Here is a 25,191-nt window from a genome sequence, read left to right on the forward strand (position 1 = left end):
CATTGGCGAAGAACCCGGCGAGTACAGATTTGGTTATGTGGTTTTGATGCACGTCGCCAACGTCAGGGAGTGGGCGTAGCGACGTCAGAATAGGGGTTTATTTTGGACATGCGCAGACAGTTGGCCCGTATCACCGGGCTGGTATTATTGGCTATGTGTTGGGCACCGTTGAGTTGGGCCGCGCAAGGATGGCAACCGCTGACGGAGAAGATCAACAAGAGCGAACACGATCCGCGTCAGTATGAAGCAATCAAGTTGGCTAACGGCATGACGGTGTTGCTGGTGTCCGATGCCCAGGCGCCGAAATCGCTGGCGGCGCTGGCATTGCCGGTTGGGTCGCTCGAAGATCCGAACAGCCAACTGGGATTGGCGCACTATCTGGAACATATGGTGCTGATGGGCTCCAAACGCTATCCAGAGCCGGAAAACCTGTCCGAATTCCTGAAAAAGCACGGCGGCAGCCACAACGCCAGCACGGCCTCTTATCGCACCGCCTTCTATCTGGAAGTGGAAAATGACGCGCTGGAGCCGGCGGTCGACCGCATGGCCGACGCCATTGCCGAGCCGCTGCTGGATCCGGGCAATGCCGATCGCGAGCGCAACGCGGTGAACGCCGAGTTGACGATGGCGCGTTCGCGCGACGGCATGCGCATGGCGCAGGTCGGCGCGGAAACCCTTAACCCGGCGCACCCGAGCGCGCGCTTCTCCGGCGGCAATCTCGATACGTTGAAAGACAAGCCGGACAGCAAGTTGCACGATGAACTGACCGGCTTCTATAAGCGTTACTATTCCGCCAATCTGATGATGGGCGTTTTGTACGGTAATCAGTCGCTGCCGCAGTTGGCTGACATTGCGGCGAAAACCTTTGGCCGCGTGCCGAATCATGACGCCAGCGTGCCGCCGATCACCGTGCCGGCCGTCACGCCGGAACAGCAGGGCATCATCATTCACTATGTGCCGGCGCAGCCGCGCAAGCAGCTGAAGGTCGAGTTCCGCATCGATAACAACAGCGCCGCGTTTCGCAGCAAAACCGATACCTACATCAGCTACCTGATCGGCAACCGCAGCAAAAACACCCTGTCTGACTGGCTGCAGAAGCAGGGGTTGGCGGACGCCATCAATGCCGGCGCCGATCCGATGGTGGATCGCAACGGCGGCGTCTTCGCCATCAGCGTTTCACTCACTGACAAAGGCCTGGCCCAGCGCGATGAGGTCGTCGCCGCCATTTTCAACTACCTGAAAATGCTGCGCAGCGAGGGCATCAAGCAGAGCTACTTCGATGAAATCTCGCATGTTCTGAACCTGGACTTCCGTTATCCCTCGATCACGCGCGACATGGACTATATCGAATGGCTGGTGGACACCATGCTGCGCGTGCCGGTTGAGCATGCGCTGGACGCGCCTTATCTGGCCGACCGTTATGATCCTAAGGAGATCGCCGAACGCCTGGACGCCATGACGCCGCAAAACGCGCGCATCTGGTTCGTCAGCCCGGATGAACCGCACAACAAGATGGCCTATTTCGTCAACGCGCCTTACCAGGTCGACAAAATCACGCCGCAGCGCTTTACGCAGTGGCAGCAGTTGGAGAGCGGCATTTCCCTGTCGCTGCCGGCGCTCAACCCGTACATCCCGGATGACTTTACCCTGACCAAGCCATCGCACGAGTTCAAAAAACCGGAAATGGTGGTGGATAAACCCGGCCTGCGTGTGTTGTACATGCCGAGTCGTTACTTCGCCGACGAGCCGAAGGCCGACGTCACCGTCGCTTTCCGCAACGCCAAAACCATGGATTCCGCGCGCAATCAGGTGCTGTTCTCGCTGACGGATTATCTGGCCGGCCTCGCGTTGGATCAGTTGAGCTATCAGGCATCGGTTGGTGGGCTGAGCTTCTCGACCTCGCCGAACAACGGTCTGATGTTTAACGCCAACGGTTTCACCCAGCGTTTGCCGCAGTTGCTGACGGCGCTGATCGAGGGCTATTCCAGCTTCACGCCGACGGAAGATCAGTTGGCGCAAGCCAAATCCTGGTATCTGGAGCAGCTGGACGCCGCCGAGAAGGGCAAGGCGTTTGAGCTGGCCATTCAGCCGGTGCAGATGGTTTCCCGCGTGCCGTATTCCGAACGCAGCGAGCGCCGCGAAGTGCTGAAGACGTTAACGCTGAAAGACGTGCTGGCCTATCGCGACAGCCTGCTGGCCGAGGCCACGCCGGAGCTGCTGGTGGTGGGCAACATGAGCAAGCAGCAAGTCGACACGTTGGCGTCGACGCTGAAACATCGTCTGGGCTGTACCGGGAGCGAATGGTGGCACGGCGAAGACGTGGTGGTGGACAAGGATCATCTGGCCAACCTGCAACAGGTGGGCAGCAGCACTGACTCGGCGCTGGCGGCGGTTTATGTGCCGACCGGCTACGACGAAGTGACCGGCATGGCCTACAGTTCGCTGCTGGGGCAGATTATTCAGCCGTGGTTTTACAGCCAGCTGCGCACGCAGGAGCAATTGGGGTACGCGGTCTTCGCCTTCCCGATGTCGGTGGGGCGCCAATGGGGCGTAGGCTTCCTGTTGCAGAGCAACAGCAAACAGCCGGCCTACCTGTACCAGCGCTATCAGGATTTCTACCCGAAAACCGAGAAACGCCTGCGCGACATGAGCGAGGCGGACTTTGAACAGTACAAACAGGCGCTCATCAATGAGCTGAAACAGCGGCCGCAAACCCTGAGCGAAGAGGCCAGCCGGTTCGCCAACGATTTCGATCGCGGCAACTTCGCCTTCGATACTCGTCAGAAACTGATCGCGCAGGTGCAACAGCTGACGCCGGCCAAACTGGCGGATTATTTCCACCAGGCGGTGATCCAGCCACAGGGGCTGGCGGTGCTGTCGCAGGTTAGCGGCAGCGGGCAAGACAAGGCGGATTACGCGGCGCCTAAGGATTGGGTCACCTATCCGAACGCGTCTGCATTGCAGCAGATCTTGCCGCGTAAAGTGGCAACACCATGATGGAAATTGCCCCGCAGAGGCTGGAGCCGCTGTCGTTGCCGCTGTTTGGCGAACGCCTGATCGAGGCGTCGGCGGGCACCGGCAAAACTTTTACCATTGGCGCGCTGTATCTGCGCTTGCTGCTGGGGTTGGGCGGTGACGCGGCGTTTCCCCGCCCGCTGACGGTCGAAGAAATCCTGGTGGTGACCTTTACCGAGGCCGCCACCGAGGAGCTGCGCGGGCGCATTCGCGACAATATCCACGGGCTGCGCATCGCCTGCGTGCGCGGTAAAGACGCGGAATGCAAAAATCTGCTGTTTTCGGCGCTGATGGAAGAAATTGACGATTTGAGCGACGCCGCCTCACAGTTGCTGGCGGCGGAGCGGCAAATGGACGAAGCGGCGATCTACACCATTCACGGCTTTTGCCAACGGATGCTGACGCACAACGCCTTCGAGTCCGGCATGTTGTTTGAACAAACGCTGGTGCAGGACGAGCTGCCGCTGCGGCGGCAGGCCTGTGCCGATTTCTGGCGCCGCCACTGCTATCCGTTGCCGCTGGGCGTGGCGCGTGCGGTCAGCCAGGAGTGGAGCGGCCCGGAAGCGTTGCTGGCCGATCTTTCCGGTTACCTGCACGGCGAAGCACCGGCGCTGCGTCGGCCGCCGAAGGACGAAGAAACCGTCCTGATGCGCCACGAGCAGATCGTCGCGCGCATCGACGCCATCAAGGCGCAATGGCGGGCGGAGGCGGGCGATCTGGAGGCGTTGATCGCCCAGTCCGGCGTCGATAAGCGCAGCTACAGCAGTAAACACCTGCCGAACTGGCTGAACAAGGTCGGCGAATGGAGCGGGCAGGAGACTCAGGATTACCAACTGCCGAAGGAACTGGATAAATTTCGCCAGTCGGTGCTGCTGGAGAAGACCAAGAAAGGCGAGCCGCCGCGGCATGCGCTGTTCACGGCGATAGATGAGCTGTTCGATGAACCCTTGACGCTGCGCGACCTGATCATGGCGCGTGCGCTCAGCGAGATCCGCACCTCCATTCAGCAGGAAAAACGCCAGCGCGCCGAACTGGGATTTGATGACCTGCTCAGCCGGCTGGACGGCGCCCTGCAAAGCGGCGGCGGCGAACAGCTGGCGCAGGCGATCCGCCAGCGATACCCGGTGGCGATGATTGATGAATTCCAGGATACCGATCCGCAGCAATACCGTATTTTCCAAAAACTTTACGTCGGCCGGCCTGATTGCGGCCTGCTGCTGATCGGCGATCCCAAGCAGGCGATTTACGCCTTTCGCGGCGCCGACATCTTTACCTACATGCGCGCGCGTTCAGAGGTGAGCGCCCACTATACGCTGGAGACCAACTGGCGCTCGTCGCCGTCGATGGTTGCCAGCGTCAATCACCTGTTTTCTCAGGTAGAAAAGCCTTTCCTGTTTGGCCAGATCCCCTTTATTAAGGTTAATGCGGCGGAAAAGAACCAAGGGCTGGCGTTTGAATTGCACGGCACGCCGCAGCCGGCGATGCAGTTCTGGCTGCAGCAGGGGGAAGGCGTGGGTGTAAGTGATTACCAACAGCTGATGGCGCGCCTGTGCGCCACGCAAATTCGCGACTGGCTCAGCGCCGGGCAGCAGGGCCTGGCACGGCTGCAGAGCGGCAAGGCGTCACGGCCGGTACAAGCCTCCGATATCACGGTGCTGGTGCGCAGCCGCAATGAGGCGGCGTTGGTGCGCGATGCGCTGAGCGCGCTGTCTATCCCGTCGGTCTACCTGTCCAACCGCGACAGCGTGTTTGACACCCCGGAGGCCAAAGACCTGCTGTGGTTGTTGCAGGCGGTGTTGGCGCCGGAGCAGGAGCGTACGCTGCGCAGCGCCATGGCCACCGGGCTGATGGGGCTGGACGCGCCGACGCTGGACGGCCTGAGCCGCGATGAGCGCGCCTGGGACGCGCTGGTTAACGAATTCGACAATTACCGCACGCTCTGGCTGCGCCGCGGCGTGTTGCCGATGCTGAGCGAGCTGATGAAAGCGCGTCAGCTGGCGGAGAACCTGTTGGCCAGCGCCGGCGGCGAGCGTCGCTTGACCGACGTGCTGCATCTGGGGGAGCTGTTGCAAGAGGCGGCGGCGCAGCTCGACAGCGAGCATGCGCTGGTGCGCTGGCTGGCGCAGCAGATCGCCCAGCCCAATCGCCAGTCCGACAATCAGCAGCTGCGGCTGGAGAGCGACCGGCATCTGGTGCAGGTGATCACGATTCACAAGTCCAAGGGGCTGGAGTTCGATCTGGTGTGGCTGCCGTTCGTCGGCAACTTCCGCCAGCAGCAACAGGCGCTGTATCACGATCGCCACAGTTTCCAGGCGTTGCTGGATCTCGACGCCAATGAAGAGAGCCAGGCTTGGGCGGAGGAGGAGCGCTTGGCGGAAGATCTGCGTCTGCTGTACGTGGCGCTGACCCGCTCGGTGTACCACTGCAGCATCGGCATCGCGCCGCTGTTCCAGGGCACGCGCAAGAAACAGGGCGATACCGATCTGCACCGCAGCGCATTGGGTTATCTGGTGCAGGGCGGGCAGGCCGGCGACGCCGTGTACCTGCAGGAGCGGCTGCAGCAATTGGCAGGCGGGGGTATCGCGGTGTCGCTGGTTGAACCGCCGGACGAAGAACCCTGGCACCCTCAGGCGGCACTGGCCGAAGCGCTGGCGGCGAAAAGCTTTACCCGGCGGATCCAGGATTTTTGGCGGGTGACCAGCTATACCGGTTTGCAACAGCACGGCGCGAGCCTGATGCAGGATCTGTTGCCGCGTCTGGATGTCGACGCTGCGGGGGAGCGGAGTGAGGAGAGTGAGCCAGCGCTCACACCGCATACCTTCCCGCGCGGCGCAACGCCCGGCACCTTCCTGCACAGCCTGTTCGAAACGCTGGACTTCACCCAGCCGTTGGATGAACAGTGGTTGCTGGCACAGCTGCAACAGCAAGGATTTGCTGAACACTGGCAGCCGATTTTGCTGGCGTGGATGCAGGTATTGCTCAACACGCCGCTCGATGGCAGCGGCGTGACGCTGGCGGCGCTAACGCCGCAGCACAAGCAGGCCGAGCTGCAGTTCTATTTGCCGATCAACCGGCTGTTGCAGGCGAAGGAGCTCGATGCCCTGGTGAAGCGTTACGATCCGCTTTCCGCCCGCTGTCCGGCGCTGGATTTCCATCAGGTGCAGGGCATGCTGAAAGGCTTTATCGACCTGGTGTTCTGTTGGCAGGGCAAATACTACCTGCTGGACTACAAGTCCAACTGGTTGGGGGAAGACAGCAGCGCCTATACCCGGCCGGCGATGGAGCAGGCGATGGCGGAGCATCGTTACGATCTGCAATATCAGCTGTATACGCTGGCGCTGCACCGTTATCTGCGTCATCGGCTGCCGGATTACGATTACCGGCGCCATTTCGGCGGGGTGATTTATCTGTTCCTGCGCGGCGTGGATGCGGCGCACCCGGGCAACGGCATTTTCACCTGTCTTCCCGAGTTTGAGCTGGTGGCGGGGATGGATCGCTTGTTCAGCGGCGAGGCTGCTGCGACGGAGGATGGATCATGATCGCACTGCTGGAGCAGGCGGTGGCGCTTGGCGTGTTGCGCCCGCTGGACGTGCAGTTCGCCCGCGTGGTGGCGAACGAAGACGAACCCGATATTTTGCTGGCCGCCGCCTGCCTGAGCGCAGAGGCGGGGGCCGGTCACGTCTGTCTGATGCTGGAGCAGCTGCAGGCGGATACGCTGTTTGAAGGGCGCCAACCGGCGCTGGCGCTGGCGGTGTGGGAGGCGGCCGGGCGACCGGATAGCGAGCGTTGGCAGCAGCGCCTGGCGGCCAGCGCTGCGGTCGGGGACGGCAGCGATGCTACGCCGCTGGTGCTGCGCGGGCCGCGCTTGTATCTGCAGCGCATGTGGCAAAACGAAGGTGAAGTGGCGGCGTTTATCGGCGGCGAAGGCGAGTCGCTGGCGGTGCCGGAGGCTGAACTGCGCACTATTCTCGACCGCTTGTTCGGTTCGGCGAGCGACGAACCCGATTGGCAGAAGATCGCCGCCGCGGTAGCCGCCACGCGGCGCATTGCTGTCATTTCCGGCGGGCCGGGCACCGGTAAAACCACCACCGTCGCCAAGCTGTTGGCGGCGCTGGTGCAGTTGGATGAAAGCGCGCGCTTGCGCATTCAGCTGGCGGCGCCGACTGGCAAGGCGGCGGCGCGTCTGACGGAGTCGCTTGGCAGCGCCAGCCGTCAGCTGGCGTTGACCCCGGCGCAGCAGGCGCTGTTCCCGACGGAGGCGGCGACGTTACACCGCCTGTTGGGGGCGCAGCCGAACAGTCAACGCATGCGCTATCACCGCGGCAACCGGCTGCATTTGGATGTGCTGGTGGTGGATGAGGCCTCGATGGTCGATCTGCCGATGATGGCGCGCCTGATTGCCGCGCTGCCCGATCGGGCGCGGGTGATTTTCCTTGGCGATCGCGATCAGCTGGCCTCGGTGGAGGCCGGCGCGGTGCTGGGGGACATTTGCCGTTTTGCCGAGCAGGGATACAGCGATGCGCGTGCCGCAGAGCTGAGCCGCCTGACCGGCTGTTCGCTCGCAGGGCAGCAGGCCGACGCGGAAGCGGCGGTGCGCGACAGCCTGTGTTTGCTGCGCAAGAGCTACCGTTTTGACGCTCGATCCGGCATCGGTCAATTGGCGTTGGCGGTCAATGCCGGTGCTGGGGATCGCGCGCTGGCGGCATTAAACGGCCGTTTCGGCGATGTCGCGGGTTATGCGCTGGCGACGAGCGAAGAGTATCAGGCGCTGTTGGACGCGTGCGTGGCGGGCTACCGCGACTATTTGCGGTTGGCCGCCGAGGGCGCGGATGCGGCGGCGGTGCTGGCGGCCTTTAGCCGCTTCCAGGTGCTGTGCGCGCTGCGTGAAGGGCCGTTTGGCGTTGCCGGCCTGAATGAACGTATTGAACTCGGGCTGCAGCGCGCCGGTCTGATCGACCGCAAACCGGGCGTTCTCGGCCGCTGGTATCGGGGGCGGCCGGTGATGATCGGCCGCAACGACAGCGCGCTGGGGTTATTCAATGGGGATATCGGCATTACGCTGCCGGATGAGCGCGGCGAGCTGCGCGTGCATTTCCAACTGCCTGATGGAAGCATCAAGTCGGTGCAGCCGAGCCGTTTGCCGGCGCATGAAACCGCCTATGCCATGACGGTACACAAGTCCCAGGGATCGGAATTTGAGCATACGGTTCTGGTGTTGCCGAACCATTTCTTGCCGGTGCTGACGCGTGAGCTGGTCTATACCGCGATCACCCGTGCGCGTCAGCAGCTCTCACTGTACGCCACGGACGCGGTACTGCTGCGGGCCATTCGTATGCCGACCCAGCGCCGCAGCGGATTGGCTGAACGGCTGCAGGCAACGGAATAAGCGTTGAAGGGGCGCGGCAATGGCCGCGCCGCGGAGATTACAGATCCGCCAGCAGGATTTTGGAACGGCGCTGATAGTTGTACAACGCCTGTTTCTGCATCGGCAGCACGTCGACCTCCGCCGGGGTGAATCCACGCTCCTGGAACCAGTGGATGCTGCGGGTGGTCAGCACGAACAGCTTCTTCAATCCCATCTGCCGCGCCTGGTTTTCCACCCGCTGCAGCAGCATCTCGCCGCGCGAAGAGCTGCGGTAATCGGGATGCACCGCCACGCAGGCCATCTCGCCGATTTTTTCCTCCGGGAACGGGTACAGCGCCGCGCAGGCGATGGTCAGGTTGTCGCGTTCGATAATGGTGAACTTGTCGATCTCCATCTCCAGCTGTTCACGCGAACGGCGCACCAGAATACCCTGCTGTTCGAGCGGCCGAATGAGTTCCAGAATACCGCCGATGTCGTTGATCGTCGCCCGGCGCACCTGTTCGGCGCTCTCCATCACGATTTGGGTGCCGATGCCGTCGCGTGAGAACAGTTCTTGCACCAGCGCGCCGTCCTCCTGATAGCTGATCAGGTGGCTGCGGCGCACGCCGCTGCGGCAGCCTTTCACCGCGCCGCGCAGGAAGCGCACTGTGCCGGAATGGTAGTCACCGCCTTCCTCCAGCTCTTCAAGGCGTTTCTGCGCGTCGTTGGGGAACAGCTCGGAAAGGATGTTGCCTTCTGCGTCGGTCACGCCTTGCGAGGAGCAGAAACCGATCATTTTTTCCGCTTTCAGTTTGATCGCCAGCTGAGTCGCGACTTCTTCCGAAGTCAGGTTGAAGCTCTCGCCGGTGACCGAAACCGCGACCGGGCCGATCAGCACGATGGCGTTGCTGTCGAGCTGACGATGGATCGCTTCTTCATCGATGCGGCGAATGCGGCCACTGTGGCAATAGTCGATGCCGTCATCGACGCCCAGCGGCTGCGCGATGATGAAGTTGCCGCTGACCACGTTAATGTGCGCGCCCTGCAGCGGCGTGTTGTTGAGGCTCATCGACAGCCGGGCGGTAATGTCCAGCTGCAATAAACCGGCCGCCTGCTTGACCAACTCAAGCGTATGGGCGTCGGTCACGCGCGTATGCTTGTGGTAGATCGGCTCATAGTTATGCTGCGCCAGATTGGCGTCGATCTGCGGCCGCGCGCCGTAAACCACCACCAGGCGAATGCCCAGGCTATGCAGCAACCCGATATCGTTGACGATGTTGGAGAAATTCTCGTGTTCGATGGCTTCCCCGCCGAGCATGATGACAAACGTCTTGCCGCGGTGGGCGTTGATATAGGGGACTGAGTGACGGAATCCTTGCACCAGCTCTGTACTACGTTCCTTCACGGCCAAACCTCTTTGCATATTTATACGATATTTTTGTATTTTTATTCTTTTATTGCGCCGATGGCAAGTGGGAAATCGTCATGAAGCGTGCGCTAAGGGCGCTAAATCGTTAATAAATTGAAAAACCATAAAAAGATTTTCTGATGACAGGGCTGGAATGATTGGTTAAAGTTTTCGGCATCCCCATTTCATTGGTGTTTTTTTCATCTGTTGTAAACAGCTATTACTGCCGGAGCCGCATGCCAAACGCTAATCACAATCTGGGCCGCCGTCGTTTATTACAGGGCGTTGCCGCCAGCTGGTTGCTGAGTGTGAGTCGTACGGGCTTCGCCGCATCATCGCACGTGATCGCCGTGCGCGTCTGGCCATCCTCCACCTATACCCGCGTCACGCTGGAATCCAACGTCGAGCTGAAATACAAGCAGTTCGCTCTGACCAATCCCGATCGCGTGGTGGTGGATATCGAAGGCGTGCATCTCAACAGCGTGCTGAAAGGCATCGCCGGGCAGGTGCGCGCCGACGATCCTTATCTCAAGCAGGCGCGCGTCGGCCAGTTCGATCAGAATACCGTGCGGCTGGTGCTGGAGCTCAAACAAAGCGTCAGCCCGCATATTTTCACGCTGGCGCCGGTGCCGGAGTATCGCAACCGTCTGGTGATGGATCTCTACCCGACCAAGGGTGGCAGCGGCGGCGAGGAGTATGATCCGCTACTGGCGTTACTGGAAGATTACAACAAGGGCGATCTGGAGCGCACGCTGCCGCCGGAAGCGCCGCAGGCCGGTAAAGCGGGGCGCGATCGGCCGATCGTCATCATGCTGGATCCCGGCCACGGCGGCGAAGATCCCGGTGCGATCGGCAAGTATAAGACGCGCGAGAAAGACATCGTGCTGCAGATTGCCCGCAAGCTGAGCGCCATGATCAAGCGCGAGCCGAACATGAAAGTGTTCATGACGCGTAATGAAGACGTGTTTATTCCGCTCAAGGTGCGCGTCGCCAAGGCGCGCAAGCAGCGTGCCGATCTGTTCGTTTCGATTCACGCCGACGCCTTCACCAGCCGCTCGGCGCGCGGGTCATCGGTGTTCGCATTGTCCACCAAAGGCGCCACCAGTTCGGCGGCCAAGTTCCTGGCGCAGACGCAGAATGCCTCGGACCAAATCGGCGGCGTCAGCAAGAGCGGCGACCGCTATCTCGACCACACCATGTTCGATCTGATCCAGACCGCGACCATCAACGACAGCCTGAAATTCGGCAAGGAAGTGTTGAACCGGATGGGCAAAATCAACCGGTTGCACAAGAATCGCGTCGATCAGGCCGGTTTTGCGGTGTTGAAGGCGCCGGATATCCCGTCGATCCTGGTGGAAACGGCGTTTATCAGCAACATCGAAGAGGAGCGCAAGCTGCGCACCAGCCATTTCCAGCAGCAGGTGGCGGAGTCGATTCTGGCGGGCATCAAGGCTTATTTCGCCAACGGCGGCGCGCTGGCGAGTCGATAACGGCAGGGCCGGGCGCGAGTCCGGCTGTTTTCGCGGATTGCAGATACAAAAAAACACCCGTCAGGGTGCTTATCTGTTGTCATCAAGAGTTGGTTGCGGGGGCCGGATTTGAACCGACGACCTTCGGGTTATGAGCCCGACGAGCTACCAGGCTGCTCCACCCCGCGTCCGTCTTGATGCGGTATTACGACGAAACCACCGTTCATGTTATGCCGCTGGTACGACATTCGGTTGGTTGCGGGGGCCGGATTTGAACCGACGACCTTCGGGTTATGAGCCCGACGAGCTACCAGGCTGCTCCACCCCGCGTCCGTGTAATACTTTGTTATCGAAACCAAACGAAAAATACCGCCAATGCGGCATCGGTTGGTTGCGGGGGCCGGATTTGAACCGACGACCTTCGGGTTATGAGCCCGACGAGCTACCAGGCTGCTCCACCCCGCGTCCGATGGATGCGCACTATACTCTCCATGCGTTTTGTTGCAAACCCTTTTTGCATTTTATTGCCCTAAACCCGTTTTTCTGCTGAATTTGCCCGCAATTTGCCTTCTTTTTCATCACCATCCTCCGTGCGGCTTTTTTTATTTGCAGCGATTCCTTTATCAATGAGCGTTTGTTATCGTTCAGCCGGTAGATCATATCAGTTTGAGAGTGTGCGCGATGAAAGGACGTTGGGGCAAATACCTGCTGGGCGGGTTGATGGTGGCGGTGTTGGCGGGCTGTTCGTCCAAGCCGACCGATCGGGGTCAGCAATATAAGGACGGCCGTCTGGATCAATCGCTGGAGCTGGTCAATCAGCCCAACGCCAAAGGTTCGCCGGTCAACGCCAAGGATTACTCGGATCAGCTGATGGAGATCAAGTACGCGTCGCCTTCGCTGTTTAACCGCAACAACAGCACCTATCAGGCGGTGCAAAGCTGGATGGCGTCCGGTGCCGACACGCGCATGCTGAGCCAGTACGGCCTCAGCGCTTACCAGATGGAAGGCGTCGACAATTACGGCAACGTGCAGTTTACCGGCTACTATACGCCGGTGGTGCAGGCGCGCTATACCCAACAGGGCGAGTTCCGCTATCCGCTGTACCGCATGCCGCCGAAGGGCAAGGGCCGCTTGCCGGATCGCGCGGGCATCTACTCCGGCGCGCTCGACGATCGCTATATCATCGCTTACACCAACTCGCTGATGGACAACTTCATGATGGAAGTCCAGGGCAGCGGTTATGTCGACTACGGCAACGGCCAGCCGCTGGTGTTCTTCGGCTACGGCGGCAAGAACGGCCACGCCTATCGCAGCATCGGCAAGGTGCTGATCGATCGCGGCGAAGTGGCCAAGGCGGACATGTCGATGCAGGCGATCCGTCAGTGGGCGGATACCCACAGCGCCGCAGAGGTGCGTGAGCTGCTGGAGCAGAACCCGTCGTTCGTGTTCTTCCGCCCGGAAGCTTTTGCGCCGGTGAAAGGCGCCAGTGCGGTGCCGCTGATCGCCAAAGCCTCGGTGGCTTCCGACCGTTCGCTGATCCCGGCGGGCACCACGCTGCTGGCCGAAGTGCCGCTGCTGGACAACAAGGGTAAATTCACGGGAAAATACGAGATGCGTCTGATGGTCGCGCTCGACGTGGGCGGCGCCATCAAGGGCCAGCATTTTGACATGTATCAGGGCATCGGGCCGGAAGCCGGCCACTCGGCGGGGTACTACAACCACTACGGCCGCGTCTGGGTGCTGAAGAACAATGGCGGCGGCCAGCTGTTCAGCGCCAATCAGTCAAACGGCGGCGGTTCGTTGTTGGCCACCCGGTAAACGCGCGCGGTGTGAAAAGATTGACCCGCAAGGGCCGGATTTTCCGGCCCTTATCATTTGCATTACGAAGGTAATTAAAGCGTTATGAGCACAGCTTATTCGGAAGCCTATCTGCAGCGTTTCGGCGGCACGGCGCGGTTGTACGGCCAGCAGGCGCTGGCGGTGTTCGCGCAGGCACACGTCTGCGTGATCGGCATCGGCGGCGTGGGTTCCTGGGCGGCTGAGGCGCTGGCGCGCACCGGCATCGGCGCCATCACCCTGATCGACATGGATGATGTCTGCGTCACCAATACCAATCGTCAAATCCACGCATTGCGTCAGCATGTCGGGCAATCCAAAACCGAGGTGATGGCGGAGCGCATCCTGGCGATTAATCCGGAATGCCGGGTGACCTGCATCGATGATTTCATTACCCCGGACAACGTCGCCGAGCTGCTGGACCATAACTTCAGCTACGTCATCGACGCGATCGACAGCGTGCGGCCGAAGGCGGCGCTGCTGTCCTACTGCCGCCGTTTCAAGATCCCGGTGGTGACTACCGGCGGCGCCGGCGGGCAAATAGACCCGACTAAAATCGAAGTGGCCGATCTGGCGAAGACCATTCAGGATCCGCTGGCCGCCAAACTGCGCGAGCGGCTGAAGCACGATTTCAACGTGGTGAAAAACGGCAAGGGCAAGTTGGGCATCGACTGCGTCTTCTCCAGCGAGCCGCTGGTTTATCCGCAGCCGGACGGCTCGGTATGCGCTTCGCGCAGCACGGCGGAAGGGCCGAAAAGAATGGATTGCAGCGCAGGTTTCGGCGCGGCGACCATGGTTACCGCCACCTTCGGCTTCGTCGCCGTGTCGCACGCGCTGAAAAAGATGGTGGCGAAGGCGGCGCGTCAGGCGTAACGGGCGGCGATCGCCTTTACGGCGGCGGCCAACGCCGCCAGGCCGCTGGCGCGGGTGGCGCTCAGCTGCGCGCGCAATGCCAGGCGGTCGAATAACGCCAGCGGATCCAATGCGGCGATCTGCGGCGGCGTTTTCCCTTCCACTTCGGTCAGCAGCACCGCCAGCAGGCCGCGCACGATGCGGCCTTCGCTGTCGCCATAGAAATGCAGCGTGCCGTCTTCCAGCAACTGGTGCCCCAGCCAGACGCGGTTTTCACAACCGCTCAATGCCATTTCTTCACTGCGCAAGGCTTCCGGCAGCGGCGGTAGCCGTTTTGCGAGCATAATCAGCTGGCGGTAGCGGTCTTCCCACTGTTTCAGCGTGCTGAAGGTGGCGATCAACGCGTCGGCGGTGATCTCTCGGCCAAAAGGATGAGGGGCGAGCATAGCGTCTCCGGGAGTCAAGTCAGTCGGCCAGCAGATCGAGGGCGTGAGTCAACGCGCTGACCAGCGTATCGACGTCCTGTTGAGTATTGTAGGGAGCGAACGACGCGCGCAGCGTGCCGCTGACGCCTAACGCCGCCATCAGCGGCTGCGCGCAGTGCTGGCCGGCGCGCAGCGCAATGCCTTGCTCCGCCAGCAGCGTGACGATGTCGCTGTGGTGTACGCCGGCGATGTCGAACGCCAGCAGGCTGGAACCGGAACTGCGGAAGCTGCGAAACCCCGGCAGCTGCGCCAACCGCTGTTCCGCCCGGTCCGCCAGCTCGCGGCTGTAGCGCTCTGCCGCCGCCATGTCCTGTTCGCTGAGCCAGGTGAGCGCGGCGGCCAACCCCAACACGCCGGCGATGTTCGGCGTGCCGGCTTCGAAGCAGTGCGGCGGCTTTTGCGGGGTAAAGCCGTCGAACGACGCCTGGGTTAGCATCTTTCCCCCTCCTTGCCACGGCGCCATCTGTGCCAGCAGCTCGGCTTTGCCGTACAGTGCGCCAATACCGGTCGGGCCATACAATTTGTGGCCGGAGAAGGCGTAGAAATCGATGTCGAGCCGCTGCACGTCGGCCGGGCCGTGTACCACGCCCTGGGCGCCGTCGATCATCACGCGCGCGCCGGCGGCATGGGCCAGCGCGATAGCCGGCGCCAGATCCGGGCAGCCGCCGGTGACGTTGGACATTTGCCCCAGCGCCAACAGGCGGGTTTTGTCATTGAGCAGGGCGGGCAGCTGCGTCAAATCCGGCAACCGATCGGCGCCGATCGGCAGTTTCACCACCCGCGCGCCGGTTTGCTCCGCCACCATCAGCCAGGGGATCAGGTTGGCGTGGTGTTCCGCTTCGCTCACCAGAATTTCATCATCTGGCTGCAGACGCGGGCGCAGGTAGCTCTGCGCCACCAGGTTGATCGCCTCGGTGGTGCCGCGCGTCCAGACGATGTCGTCGGCCGACGGCGCATTGAGCAACCGTGCGACCTGGCCGCGCGCCTGCTCGAAACGGGCGGTCAGATCCTGTGCCGCCCGATGCTGGCTGCGGTGCACGGTGGCGGCGTCGTCGCGATAAAACTGCTGCGTGGCGTCGATCACCGCCTGCGGTTTCAACGCGGTGGCAGCGCTGTCCAGATAGATGCCGTCCTGCGCGAGCGCGGGAAATTGTTGGCGAAAAAGGCTGGGGTTAAAAGGCGTCATACCCTGATTGTCACTGGCTTGAGTCGATGGGTGATCCTGTCCTATTTTGCCGCCGGAGACAAGCGATCCTGCCTATTAGGACTTATCGCCTGGCAAAACTGAGAAAGTTTGTTATGCTATTAAACGTGCGCTTATTAATCGCATATATACACATAAAAGGTATTTATCAGCATTTAAAACTACAAAGGAGTCCTCAATGAAGAAAACAGCCGCAGTTCTCTCTGCCCTGATGCTTACGTTCACCCTGGCCGCCTGTTCCAGCAACTACGTGATGCATACCAATGACGGACGCACCATTGTCGCTGACGGCAAGCCTAAAGTGGACAACGACACCGGCATGATCAGCTATAAAGACGCCAACGGCGTCGAGCAACAGATCAACCGCGCCGATGTGAAAGAGATGGTTGAAAGCGACCAATAAGCGTCAGGCAAAAAAAAAGCACCGCAAGTTTTGCGGTGCTGCATAAAATCACTATGGACAGACAGGGTAAATGTACAGGAAGTGAAAAAACAGTAGCCTAGCTACCATGTCCGGAATCGCCGGACAATTTGCAAACACAACATCACAACCACAAGCCAAAAGTTCATCGGCGTCCTCGACACCCACTCCCTTTTCGTTCCGGCCCGGGAAGTGCCGCCACTATAGGTATTTGCTGGCGCATCCTCAACGGACAAATTATAATGGCTCGGATAAAAAAAACTAATGGCAATACGCCGTTAGCGTTTACCGATGGCTTGCCACGCAAAGCCGCCCGATTTTCGGCGCCGAATCATTCGGATTAATGTTACACAAAAGTAGCTAATTTAATGTCTAAACGCTTACCTCCCCTCAATGCGCTGCGCGTGTTCGATGCGGCCGCTCGCCACCTGAGTTTCACCAAGGCGGCGGAAGAGCTGTTCGTGACCCAGGCCGCGGTGAGCCACCAGATCAAGTCGCTGGAGGACTTCCTCGGGCTGAAGCTGTTTCGTCGGCGCAACCGCTCGCTGCTGCTGACCGAAGAGGGGCAAAGTTACTACCTCGATATCAAGGAGATCTTCTCTTCGATCAACGAGGCGACGCGCAAGCTGCAGGCGCGCAGCGCCAAGGGGGCATTGACCGTCAGTCTGCCGCCGAGCTTCGCCATTCAGTGGCTGGTGCCGCGCCTTTCCGGCTTTAACTCAGCTTATCCGGGGATCGATGTGCGCATCCAGGCGGTGGACCGCGAAGAAGACAAGCTGGCGGACGACGTCGATGTGGCGATTTTCTACGGCCGCGGCAATTGGCCGGGGCTGCGCGCCGAGCGCCTGTATGCGGAATATCTGCTGCCGGTTTGTTCGCCGAGCCTGCTGACCGGCGATCATCCGCTGAAAACCGCAGACGATCTGGCTTATCATACGTTGCTGCATGACGTTTCACGCCGTGACTGGCTGGCCTATACGCGCCAGCTGGGGTTGCAACACATCAATGTGCAGCAGGGGCCGATCTTCAGCCACAGCGCCATGGTTGTGCAGGCGGCGGTGCACGGCCAGGGCGTGGCGCTGGTGAATAACGTGATGGCGCAAACCGAGATCGAAGCCGGTCGCCTGGTGTGCCCGTTCAACGATGTGTTGGTCAGTAAAAACGCTTTTTATCTGGTATGTCATGACAGCCAGGCAGAACTGGGTAAAATAGCCGCCTTCCGGCAGTGGATCCTGGCGCGCGCCGCCAGCGAACAAGAGAAGTTCCGCTTCCGCTACGAACAATAAGGCCGGCCGCCGCCTTGCCGCGGCCGGTGATTTTTAATGGGATAGATCACGATGAGCAGCCGTTCCATGCTGGTTTTCGCCGCTATCAGCGGCTTTGTGTTTGTCGCGTTGGGCGCATTCGGCGCGCATGTGTTAAGCGGCACGCTGGGCGCCAACGAAATGGCCTGGATCCGCACCGGGCTGGAATATCAGGGGTTCCATACCCTGGCCATCCTGGCGTTGGCGGTCGCGATGCAGCGCCGCGTGAGCCTGTGGTTTTACTGGAGCGGAGCGCTGTTGGCGTTCGGCACCGTGTTGTTCAGCGGCAGCCTCTATTGCCTGGCGCTGTCGCACCTGAAGGTCTGGGTATATATCACGCCGGTTGGCGGCGTGTGCTTCTTGATCGGCTGGATATTGATGTTGATTGGCGCTTTGCGTCTGAGGAAAAAGGCCGAGCGCCATGAATAAGATTGCGTTGTACTGCCGCCCCGGCTTCGAAAAAGAGTGTGCGGCGGAGATCACCGATAAAGCCGCCCAGCTGGAGATTTACGGCTTTGCGCGGGTAAAAGAGCACAGCGGTTACGTGTTGTTCGAATGCTATCAGCCGGACGATGCCGACCGTCTGGCGCGGGAAATTCCGTTCCGCGAACTGATTTTCGCCCGCCAGATGATCGTGGTGGGGGAGCTGCTGCGCGATCTGCCGCCGGAAGATCGGGTATCGCCGATCGTCGGCATGCTGATCGGCGTGGTCGATCGCGGCGGCGAGCTGCGGGTGGAAGTGCCGGACACCAACGAAAGCAAAGAGCTGATGAAGTTCTGCCGCAAGCTGACGGTGCCGCTGCGCGCCGCGATGCGCGAGCAGAAGGTGCTGATGGCGCGCGAGAACCCGACTCGCCCGGTGGTGCATGTATTTTTCATCGCGCCGGGCTGCTGTTACGTCGGTTACTCCTACAGCAACAACAACTCACCGTTCTATATGGGCATTCCGCGTCTGCGTTTCCCGGCTGATGCGCCGAGCCGTTCGACGCTGAAGCTGGAAGAAGCGTTCCATGTGTTCATCCCCGCCGACGAGTGGGACGAGCGCCTGGCCAGCGGCATGCACGCGGTCGATCTGGGGGCTTGCCCGGGCGGCTGGACCTATCAGCTGGTGAAACGCAGCATGATGGTGCATTCGGTGGATAACGGCCCGATGGCACCGAGCCTGATGGAAACCGGCCAGGTGACGCACCACCGCGCCGACGGCTTCAAGTTCGAGCCGAACAGCAGCAAGATCTACTGGCTGGTGTGCGATATGGTGGAGAAACCGGCGAAGGTGACCAGCCTGATGATTCAGTGGCTGGTGAAAGGCTGGTGCCGTGAAGCGATCTTTAACCTCAAGCTGCCGATGAAAAAGCGCTACGAGGAAGTGTCGCAAAACCTGATGAGCATCCGCGAAGCGCTGGGCGCCGCCGGCATCAGCGCTGAAGTGCACGCCAAGCAGCTGTATCACGATCGCGAAGAGATCACCGTACACGTGCGCCGCATGTGGTCGGCGGTGCCGGGCCGCCGCGACGAGCGCGATTAACCGCGTGAAGCGTTGATGAAGGGCGCTGCTTGCAGCGCCCTTATTGTATCGGCAGGCGCAGCTGCTGCAGGTTGCCGTCCAGCGACAGATCGGTGCGCAGCGTGGCGACCCGTTTGCTGACGTAGGCCAGCTCGCGGTGCTGCTCCAGCTTACCGCGCCATTTTTCCGGCACCTGCTCCAGGTGCTGATAAAGCCCGTCCAGACTGCCCGACTGCTGCAGCAGCAGCACGGCGGTTTTCGGTCCGATGCCGGCCACGCCGGGGATCTTGCTGCTGCCGATCCCCGCCAACCCCCAGTAGTCCGGCAGCAGCTGCGGCTGCACGCCAAACTCCTGTTGCACGAAAGGCATATCCAGCCAGCGTTTCTGGAAGTAATCGCGAATTTGTACGTTCGGCGCCAGCAGTTGGCAATAGCCTTTGTCGGTGGAGACGATGGTCACCTGGTGGCCGCCGCCGGCGACCTTCGCCGCCAGCGTGGCCGCCAGATCGTCCGCCTCATTGCCGGGCGAATGCCAGCTGGCGACGCCCAGTTCGGCAAAGGCTTCGCGCAGCTGCGGCATCTCCTGCTGCAGGTTTTCCGGCATCGGCGAGCGCCCGGCCTTGTAGTCCGGCAGAATTTGGTGGCGCCAGCTGTCGCTGCGGTCGTCCTCGTCGAATACCGCCACCGCGTGGGTCGGGCGGCTGTGCTGGAGCAACTGCTGCAGCGCGTGGCGGCAGGCGTTGACGCAAGGGGAGCCCTGCACGGCGTGAATGCGGCGGATGAGGTTCAGGGCGTCGACAATCAGTAGGTGTATCATCATGGGCGGTAAGGTCAGAAAAAACAGGGCGGCCGTAACGCCGCCCGGGATTGAGGGTCAGGCGACGATTTCGTAGCAGGGCACATAGGCGCTGCCCGGCAGCTTCATACGGTGCTGGGCAACAAAGCCCTGCAGCAGGCTGTCCATCTGCTTCATCATTTGCGGTTCGCCGTGCAGCTTGTACGGGCCGAACTGCTCAATGGCGTGGATGCCGTTTTCCTTCACGTTGCCGGCCACGATGCCGGAGAAGGCGCGGCGCAGCGCGGCGGCCAATTGCTCCGGCGGCTGGTTCGGATACAGGTTGAGGTTCGCCATGTTCTCGTGGGTCGGCTCGAACGGCAGCTGCAGATCCGGCGCGATGCGGATCGACCAGTTGAAGCTGTAGGCGTCGCCGGTGTTGCGGCGGTTTTCCTTCACCAGCGGCATGGCTTTTTTCATCTGCCGTGCTACTTCCGCCGGATCGTCGATGATGATGGTGTAGTGACGGCGCGCGGCGTCGCCCAGCGTGTTCATGATGAACTCGTCCAGCACGCGGAAGTAGTCGGCGCTCTCTTTTGGCCCGGTCAGGATCAGCGGCAGCACCTGTTCGCTGTTCTCCGGGTTCATCAGGATACCCAGCAGGTACAGCAGCTCTTCGGCGGTGCCGACGCCGCCCGGGAAGATGATGATGCCGTGCGCGATGCGCACGAAGGCTTCCAGGCGTTTTTCGATGTCCGGCATGATCACCAGCTCGTTCACCAGCGGGTTAGGCGGCTCGGCGGCGATGATTGACGGCTCGGTCATGCCGATGAAGCGGCTGTTGCGGTAACGCTGCTGCGCGTGACCGACCGCCGCGCCTTTCATCGGCGCTTCCATGGCGCCCGGCCCGCAGCCGGTGCAGATGTTGAGCTCGCGCAGGCCCAGCTGGCTGCCGACCTTGCGCGCGTACAGATATTCGTTCTCGTTGATCGAGTGCCCGCCCCAGCACACCACCATGTTGGGATCTTCATCCAGATGCAGCGTGCGCGCATTGCGCAGGATCGAGAACACCAGGTTGGTGATGTGGGCCGAGTTTTCCAGGTTCAGGTGTTGGAAACGGCCGGCGCTGGCGATTTGGCCGTGCACGAACAGGATGTCGCGCAGCACGGCGAACAGGTTGGCCTGCAGCGAACGGATGATGCGGCCGTCGACGAACGCCTCTTCCGGCGGGTTGACCAGCTCCAGCTTCACCCCGCGCTCGCGGCGCAGCACGTTGATGTCGAAGGTTTCATAGCGCGACAGCAGCTGTTTGCTGTTGTCGGTTTGGCTGCCGGAGTTCAACACGGCCAGCGAACAGTTGCGGAACAGGCGGTACAGGTCGCTGCTGGCGGTGCGCTTCAGCATGTCTACTTCCAGCTGCGACAATAAATCCATAGAGCCAAGCGGGCTGATGTGTGTAATCAAGGTAACTCCTTTGCACCCGGTGCGGGGCGGTAGTAATCCATACGCAGCAAAACAGCATCTCGTTATGGTTGGCGTGCTGCGGCGCAGCGGGCGCTCTGCCCGGCCGCAGCCTCGTTTTAACCTTACCGCCGTCCCTGGGCTTTTACCAACATAAACCGCTCGTTAGCTCATTTGTTGAGCAATGTTTCGCACTTATTGGCGCGCCAGGCGGCCGTGTGCGGGAGCGAATACGACGTTGCTGCGCCACGGGTTGATGTCCAGCCCGCCGCGGCGGGTGTAGCGGGCGTAAACCGTCAGGCTTTGCGGCCGGCAGTAGCGCATCAGATCGTTGAAGATGCGCTCGACGCACTGCTCGTGGAATTCGTTGTGGTGGCGGAAGGAGACCAGGTAGCGCAGCAGCGCTTCGCGATCGATCTTGCCGCCGCGGTAGCTTATCTGCACCGAGCCCCAGTCCGGTTGATGGGTGATCAGGCAGTTGGACTTCAGCAGGTGGCTGACCAATTGCTCGTCCACCACCTCTTCACCGGCGGCGTTCAGCAGGTAGTCGGCGTTGAACTCATAATTGTCGATGCGGATATCCTGCTGGTCGATGCAGTCGCCGGCCAGACGGGCGATCGGCGTGCCTTCCAGCTGCTCGACGCTGAACAGGGTGACGCTTACCTCGCCCTGGGCACTGGCAGACAGATCGCGCTGCAGGGTGCTGCGCACCGTTTCCCAATCGGCGAACGGGGTTTGGTTGAAGCTGTTGAGATACAGTTTGAAGCTTTTCGATTCGATCAGGTTCAGGCTGTCGGCGTTGAGGCTGATCTCGCCGACCGCCACCTGCGGCAGCCCGTTGGCGTTCAGCCAGGAGAGTTCGTACAGCGTCCAGATGTCCGCGCCGTGGAAGGGCAGGTTGTCGGGATACAGCCCCAGCGGCTCGCGGTTCATGCTGCGCGGCACCGCCTGCAGCAACGTGGCGTCGTAGCGATCGCGGTAGGCGGTGGGTTTGCCCAGCGTCAGCCCTGACAGGGCCTGGTGGTCTTGATAGGAGGACATCTGCTGTCACCTCGCTCAGAGATAGGTACAATGGCCGTCAGTTTAACGTATGCGAGAAAGAATATGGACCATGATGTATCGCACGCTCTGCGTGAATTCACTCAACGCTATGTCGAGTTGTGGCAGCAAGCGCGCGGCCACGCGCCGGCCAGCCAGGCATTGTACGGCGTGCCGTCGCCCTGCATCGTGGAGAATCGCGAGGACGAGGTGCTGTGGTTGCCGCAGCCTTTCGAGCCGGAGGCGACGCTGGAGAAGGTAGAAGCCGCGCTGGAGCTGCGTTTGCAGCCGGATGCGCACCGTTTTTACACGCAGCAATACGCGGGCGACATGAGCGCGCAATTTGGGGAGCATCGCCTGAGCCTGCTGCAGGTCTGGAGCGAGGAGGATTTTATCCGCCTGCAGGAGAACCTGATCGGTCATCTGGTGACGCAAAAACGTCTCAAGCTGTCGCCAACGCTGTTCCTGGCGACCACCGAATCCGAGATGACGATGGTGTCGCTGTGCAACGTTAGCGGCAACGTGGTGCTGGAACAATTCGGCAGCGATAAGCGCACCTTGTTGGCGGCGACGCTGGGGAATTTCCTCGATGCGCTGCGCCCGGTGCTGGACTGAAGTGCGGCGGATTCGCCGTCGCCCGTGTGAGAGATCTCTCACACGGGCTGTGAGAGATCGCTCTTAATTTTTCCCACCTTTTTCCAGACTATGAGATTATTGTTATCCAGATCAATTGGTTAGAATTTCTTTAGGATAACTCTTAGGCTTAATTTAGTGTGAGACGCCTCCCAAACCCTTGTGATTCCGGGGAATTTAAGCGATCTTATCGTTACCGGAACGGAACCGGCGGAGCAGGAAAGCATCAGGATGATGCAGCTTCAGGACGAAGAAAGGGATGCGCTCAGGCAAGAGCGAAGGATGGCGTCAGGAGATGCCCAGGATGTTTCAGGATAGAAACCAGGGACACCTCCAGGACGGAGATTGAGAGCCGGCACAGGACTGTCGGCGGGTCAGGAAGGCTGAGGAACCGCGTCAGGACGATGCTGCAGGATGATGCAAGGACCACTTGGTCAGGATGGCCGCAGGAAAAGTTTTCAAGGATTGAGCAGGGAGCACACTGTGTAGCGGGATGGCTATAAAACGAACCGGGGGCACTGTTAGCGCAGTGCCCCCAACTTTTTGTTCTATCCCGCCGTGTGTGCTTCTCTGCTTAATCCATCGCCAGCGTTAACCAATCGCGCCCAGCGTATCGCCTGCGCCCTGTTTTTTCGGCAGCAGGAACAGCGTGGCGTAGATATCCAGCAGGTAAATCGCCGCCAGCAGGCTGATAGCGGCGGTGAACGACACCTGCGTCACCAGCGCGCCGATCACCAATGGCCCCAGGCCGCCGACGCCGCGCCCGAGATTGAACAGGATGTTTTGCGCGGTGGCGCGCGCCTGTACCGGGTAAGTATCGGAAATCAACGCGCCGTAGCCGCCTATCATGCCGTTAACGAACATGCCCATCACGGCGCCGGCGAACAACATCAGCATCGGGTCGCTCAACTGGGCGTAGCCGATCACCATCACCACCGCGCCGACCTGATACAGCACGAAAATCTTCCAGCGGGCGAAGCGGTCGGCCAGCACGCCAAACAGCCAGATGCCGAACGTCATGCCCACGACCGTCACCGCTGTCCACAGGCCGGACTTGGTGAGCGAGAAACCAAAGTTTTTCGCCAGGTAAGTCGGCATCCAGATCATCAGCCCGTAGTAACCGAAGTTCTGCACCGAACAGAGAATGAAGATGCCGATGCTGGCCTTGCCGGTGGCGCGATCCTTAAACAGCAGGCGCAAACGCTGCAGGAAGGAAAGCGGCTGCCCGGCGTCTTTCTGCCGCACGAATTCCTCCGGTTCGCCCAGCGTGCGGCGGATCAGGAATGACGCCAGCGCCGGCAGCAGGCCGACCAGGAACATGCCGCGCCAGCCGATGTGTTCCAGCAGCAGCGGCGTCAGGAAAGCGGCCGCCAGCACCCCCAACTGCCAGCCCATGCCGACGTAAGCCGAAGCGCGGTTGCGCTTCTCCGCCGGCCAGGCTTCGGCGATCAGCGCCATGCCGATGCCGAACTCGCCGCCCAGCCCGATGCCCGCCAGGGTGCGATAGGCCAGCAGATCCCAATAGCCTTGCGCCACGGCGCACAGGCCGGTAAACAGGGAAAACATCAGGATGGTGATCGTGAGTACCCGGATACGGCCGAAACGATCGCTGAGGTGGCCAAAGATCACGCCGCCCAGCACCGCGCCGATCAGCGTCCAGGTGACCAGCGAACCGGCGGCCGATGAGGATAATCCCAATTCGATGCTGATGGCCGGCAGCATAAAGCCTAGGATCAGCAGGTCAAACCCGTCCATGGCATAACCGGTGACCGAGGCCAACATGGCCTTACCGGGCGTCGCGTGGTTTTTTTTCTCTGTTATTAAGGACATGAATCTTTATCTGTGTGGTGAATTCGGTGGGCCTATTGTGCCGCGCGACGGCGAACGTCACCAGATAAAAACGGCGAGCTGTCTCAGGCGCGCCGAATTTGGGCTATAAAAATGCTATGCTTTGCCGCCTTTCAGCCAGAGCGCTGAATACCATGATGAAAAGAGATCGGGAATGCAGATGAGTATACATAACCAGGTGCGCCGCAGTTTGCAGGCGATTGAACAATCCATGCGCGATCTGGCGCTGTGGCAGGCCGCGCCCCCTGAGCATGAGGCTTTCTCCAGCACCGAGCCGTTCTGCATCGACAGCATGTCGGCCGAAGCCTGGCTGCAGTGGGTGTTCTTGCCGCGCATGTATGCATTGTTGGACGCCGAGGCGCCGTTGCCGACGCGCTTCGCCATCACGCCTTATTTCGAAGAGGCGTTGAAAGATCGTGAACCGAGCAGTCTGCCGCTGTTGGTGCTGCTGCAGCAGCTGGATTTGATGTTGAATAAAGAGCCGTAATGCGCCGGCGGCGCGCAGATTTTTGCCGCCCGGCAGTGTAGAGTACTCGCGCGGATGCCGGGCAGGAGAGCCGACGGCGTCTTTCGGCTCGGTTTAACCGCGGCGGT

General features: G+C 60.9%; 19 protein-coding genes and 3 tRNA genes. 12 read left to right on the forward strand and 10 right to left on the reverse strand.

Annotation, left to right across the window (positions count from 1 at the left end; translation table 11 throughout):
- Positions 1 to 108: 108 nt before the first annotated feature.
- Genes ptrA through recD form a run of 3 tightly spaced genes read left to right on the forward strand, consistent with a single transcriptional unit; the run spans position 109 to position 8,401 of the window.
- Positions 109 to 2,997, forward strand: coding sequence for a pitrilysin (gene ptrA / locus ACJ8PN_RS21620; RefSeq protein ID WP_442535212.1), 2,889 nt, complete (start codon positions 109 to 111; stop codon positions 2,995 to 2,997).
- A complete protein-coding gene (gene recB, locus ACJ8PN_RS21625; protein ID WP_351109291.1) occupies positions 2,994 to 6,554 on the forward strand; it encodes an exodeoxyribonuclease V subunit beta in 3,561 nt (1,186 codons plus the stop codon). The genes ptrA and recB overlap by 4 nt, the downstream gene beginning before the upstream one ends.
- Positions 6,551 to 8,401 (forward strand): exodeoxyribonuclease V subunit alpha, encoded by a 1,851-nt coding sequence (gene recD / locus ACJ8PN_RS21630; RefSeq protein WP_351109289.1) that lies wholly within the window; start codon positions 6,551 to 6,553, stop codon positions 8,399 to 8,401. Before recB ends, recD begins: the two co-directional genes overlap by 4 nt.
- 37 nt (positions 8,402 to 8,438) lie before the next feature.
- Here recD and argA read toward each other — a convergent pair whose 3' ends face one another.
- A complete protein-coding gene (argA, locus tag ACJ8PN_RS21635) occupies positions 8,439 to 9,764 on the reverse strand; it encodes an amino-acid N-acetyltransferase (RefSeq protein ID WP_015378910.1) in 1,326 nt (441 codons plus the stop codon).
- A 239-nt stretch (positions 9,765 to 10,003) separates the two neighbouring features.
- Between argA and amiC the strand changes: the two genes are divergently transcribed.
- Positions 10,004 to 11,257, forward strand: a complete 1,254-nt coding sequence (amiC, locus tag ACJ8PN_RS21640) for an N-acetylmuramoyl-L-alanine amidase AmiC (protein WP_442535213.1) — start codon at positions 10,004 to 10,006, stop codon at positions 11,255 to 11,257.
- Positions 11,258 to 11,347: 90 nt separating this feature from the next.
- On the opposite strand, the gene ACJ8PN_RS21645 is transcribed toward amiC, so the two are convergent.
- The 3 genes from ACJ8PN_RS21645 to ACJ8PN_RS21655 form a co-directional block, all read right to left on the reverse strand.
- Positions 11,348 to 11,424: transfer RNA gene (locus ACJ8PN_RS21645), tRNA-Met, on the reverse strand.
- Between the two features lie 65 nt (positions 11,425 to 11,489).
- A tRNA-Met gene (locus ACJ8PN_RS21650) sits at positions 11,490 to 11,566 on the reverse strand.
- 58 nt (positions 11,567 to 11,624) lie between these two features.
- Positions 11,625 to 11,701 (reverse strand) — tRNA-Met (locus tag ACJ8PN_RS21655).
- A 216-nt stretch (positions 11,702 to 11,917) separates the two neighbouring features.
- Between ACJ8PN_RS21655 and mltA the strand changes: the two genes are divergently transcribed.
- Positions 11,918 to 13,054 carry a murein transglycosylase A gene (mltA, locus tag ACJ8PN_RS21660; protein ID WP_411261648.1) on the forward strand — a complete coding sequence of 379 codons (1,137 nt, stop codon included), beginning with the start codon at positions 11,918 to 11,920 and terminating at the stop codon, positions 13,052 to 13,054.
- An 84-nt stretch (positions 13,055 to 13,138) separates the two neighbouring features.
- Positions 13,139 to 13,945 (forward strand): tRNA cyclic N6-threonylcarbamoyladenosine(37) synthase TcdA, encoded by an 807-nt coding sequence (gene tcdA / locus ACJ8PN_RS21665; protein WP_004931886.1) that lies wholly within the window; start codon positions 13,139 to 13,141, stop codon positions 13,943 to 13,945.
- Here the strand turns inward: tcdA and csdE are convergent.
- The gene (csdE, locus tag ACJ8PN_RS21670; RefSeq protein WP_171454647.1) at positions 13,936 to 14,370 is read right to left on the reverse strand and encodes a cysteine desulfurase sulfur acceptor subunit CsdE; all 435 of its coding nucleotides are present in this window, start codon (positions 14,368 to 14,370) and stop codon (positions 13,936 to 13,938) included. The two genes, tcdA and csdE, sit on opposite strands and share 10 nt — an antisense overlap.
- 19 nt (positions 14,371 to 14,389) lie before the next feature.
- Positions 14,390 to 15,595 carry a cysteine desulfurase CsdA gene (gene csdA, locus ACJ8PN_RS21675; RefSeq protein ID WP_004931890.1) on the reverse strand — a complete coding sequence of 402 codons (1,206 nt, stop codon included), beginning with the start codon at positions 15,593 to 15,595 and terminating at the stop codon, positions 14,390 to 14,392.
- Positions 15,596 to 15,791: 196 nt separating this feature from the next.
- Between csdA and ACJ8PN_RS21680 the strand changes: the two genes are divergently transcribed.
- The 4 genes from ACJ8PN_RS21680 to rlmM all read left to right on the forward strand — a co-directional run bounded on the left by ACJ8PN_RS21680 (position 15,792) and on the right by rlmM (position 18,863).
- On the forward strand, positions 15,792 to 16,016 hold the full coding sequence (locus ACJ8PN_RS21680; protein WP_028127531.1) for a YgdI/YgdR family lipoprotein: 225 nt from the start codon (positions 15,792 to 15,794) through the stop codon (positions 16,014 to 16,016).
- Positions 16,017 to 16,402: 386 nt separating this feature from the next.
- The gene (locus tag ACJ8PN_RS21685; RefSeq protein WP_004931894.1) at positions 16,403 to 17,320 is read left to right on the forward strand and encodes a transcriptional regulator GcvA; all 918 of its coding nucleotides are present in this window, start codon (positions 16,403 to 16,405) and stop codon (positions 17,318 to 17,320) included.
- Between the two features lie 51 nt (positions 17,321 to 17,371).
- On the forward strand, positions 17,372 to 17,767 hold the full coding sequence (locus ACJ8PN_RS21690) for a DUF423 domain-containing protein (protein ID WP_004931896.1): 396 nt from the start codon (positions 17,372 to 17,374) through the stop codon (positions 17,765 to 17,767).
- Positions 17,760 to 18,863, forward strand: a complete 1,104-nt coding sequence (gene rlmM, locus ACJ8PN_RS21695; RefSeq protein ID WP_004931897.1) for a 23S rRNA (cytidine(2498)-2'-O)-methyltransferase RlmM — start codon at positions 17,760 to 17,762, stop codon at positions 18,861 to 18,863. Before ACJ8PN_RS21690 ends, rlmM begins: the two co-directional genes overlap by 8 nt.
- Positions 18,864 to 18,903: 40 nt before the next feature.
- Here rlmM and xni read toward each other — a convergent pair whose 3' ends face one another.
- The 3 genes from xni to queF all read right to left on the reverse strand — a co-directional run bounded on the left by xni (position 18,904) and on the right by queF (position 22,119).
- A complete protein-coding gene (gene xni / locus ACJ8PN_RS21700) occupies positions 18,904 to 19,662 on the reverse strand; it encodes a flap endonuclease Xni (RefSeq protein ID WP_411261647.1) in 759 nt (252 codons plus the stop codon).
- A gap of 54 nt (positions 19,663 to 19,716) precedes the next feature.
- A complete protein-coding gene (gene ppnN, locus ACJ8PN_RS21705; RefSeq protein ID WP_019455737.1) occupies positions 19,717 to 21,081 on the reverse strand; it encodes a nucleotide 5'-monophosphate nucleosidase PpnN in 1,365 nt (454 codons plus the stop codon).
- A gap of 192 nt (positions 21,082 to 21,273) precedes the next feature.
- Entirely contained in the window at positions 21,274 to 22,119 is an 846-nt protein-coding gene (gene queF, locus ACJ8PN_RS21710; protein ID WP_442535214.1) for an NADPH-dependent 7-cyano-7-deazaguanine reductase QueF, read from the reverse strand.
- Positions 22,120 to 22,182: 63 nt separating this feature from the next.
- On the opposite strand from queF, the gene syd reads away from it, so the two are divergent.
- A complete protein-coding gene (gene syd, locus ACJ8PN_RS21715; protein ID WP_351109280.1) occupies positions 22,183 to 22,731 on the forward strand; it encodes a SecY-interacting protein in 549 nt (182 codons plus the stop codon).
- Between the two features lie 609 nt (positions 22,732 to 23,340).
- Here the strand turns inward: syd and ACJ8PN_RS21720 are convergent.
- Positions 23,341 to 24,579 (reverse strand): MFS transporter, encoded by a 1,239-nt coding sequence (locus tag ACJ8PN_RS21720; protein ID WP_442535215.1) that lies wholly within the window; start codon positions 24,577 to 24,579, stop codon positions 23,341 to 23,343.
- Positions 24,580 to 24,757: 178 nt separating this feature from the next.
- Here ACJ8PN_RS21720 and ACJ8PN_RS21725 point away from each other — a divergent pair, with 178 nt between their 5' ends.
- Complete coding sequence (locus tag ACJ8PN_RS21725) at positions 24,758 to 25,084, forward strand: YqcC family protein (protein WP_028127529.1); 327 nt, start codon at positions 24,758 to 24,760, stop codon at positions 25,082 to 25,084.
- Positions 25,085 to 25,191: the final 107 nt, after the last annotated feature.

The organism is Serratia sp. CY76391, assembly GCF_052166695.1.
Lineage (GTDB): Bacteria > Pseudomonadota > Gammaproteobacteria > Enterobacterales > Enterobacteriaceae > Serratia > Serratia nematodiphila.

Bases quoted from the DNA above. Each gene is read 5' to 3' on its own strand.
- mltA (WP_411261648.1), top strand. From the start codon at position 11,918: ATGAAAGGACGTTGGGGCAAATACCTGCTGGGCGGGTTGATGGTGGCG.
- recB (WP_351109291.1), top strand. From the start codon at position 2,994: ATGATGGAAATTGCCCCGCAGAGGCTGGAGCCGCTGTCGTTGCCGCTG.
- ACJ8PN_RS21720 (WP_442535215.1), bottom strand. From the start codon at position 24,579: ATGTCCTTAATAACAGAGAAAAAAAACCACGCGACGCCCGGTAAGGCC.
- queF (WP_442535214.1), bottom strand. From the start codon at position 22,119: ATGTCCTCCTATCAAGACCACCAGGCCCTGTCAGGGCTGACGCTGGGC.
- ACJ8PN_RS21725 (WP_028127529.1), top strand. From the start codon at position 24,758: ATGAGTATACATAACCAGGTGCGCCGCAGTTTGCAGGCGATTGAACAA.
- ACJ8PN_RS21685 (WP_004931894.1), top strand. From the start codon at position 16,403: ATGTCTAAACGCTTACCTCCCCTCAATGCGCTGCGCGTGTTCGATGCG.
- ACJ8PN_RS21680 (WP_028127531.1), top strand. From the start codon at position 15,792: ATGAAGAAAACAGCCGCAGTTCTCTCTGCCCTGATGCTTACGTTCACC.
- xni (WP_411261647.1), bottom strand. From the start codon at position 19,662: ATGATGATACACCTACTGATTGTCGACGCCCTGAACCTCATCCGCCGC.
- recD (WP_351109289.1), top strand. From the start codon at position 6,551: ATGATCGCACTGCTGGAGCAGGCGGTGGCGCTTGGCGTGTTGCGCCCG.
- syd (WP_351109280.1), top strand. From the start codon at position 22,183: ATGGACCATGATGTATCGCACGCTCTGCGTGAATTCACTCAACGCTAT.
- ACJ8PN_RS21690 (WP_004931896.1), top strand. From the start codon at position 17,372: ATGAGCAGCCGTTCCATGCTGGTTTTCGCCGCTATCAGCGGCTTTGTG.
- csdE (WP_171454647.1), bottom strand. From the start codon at position 14,370: ATGCTCGCCCCTCATCCTTTTGGCCGAGAGATCACCGCCGACGCGTTG.
- amiC (WP_442535213.1), top strand. From the start codon at position 10,004: ATGCCAAACGCTAATCACAATCTGGGCCGCCGTCGTTTATTACAGGGC.
- ptrA (WP_442535212.1), top strand. From the start codon at position 109: ATGCGCAGACAGTTGGCCCGTATCACCGGGCTGGTATTATTGGCTATG.
- csdA (WP_004931890.1), bottom strand. From the start codon at position 15,595: ATGACGCCTTTTAACCCCAGCCTTTTTCGCCAACAATTTCCCGCGCTC.
- rlmM (WP_004931897.1), top strand. From the start codon at position 17,760: ATGAATAAGATTGCGTTGTACTGCCGCCCCGGCTTCGAAAAAGAGTGT.
- tcdA (WP_004931886.1), top strand. From the start codon at position 13,139: ATGAGCACAGCTTATTCGGAAGCCTATCTGCAGCGTTTCGGCGGCACG.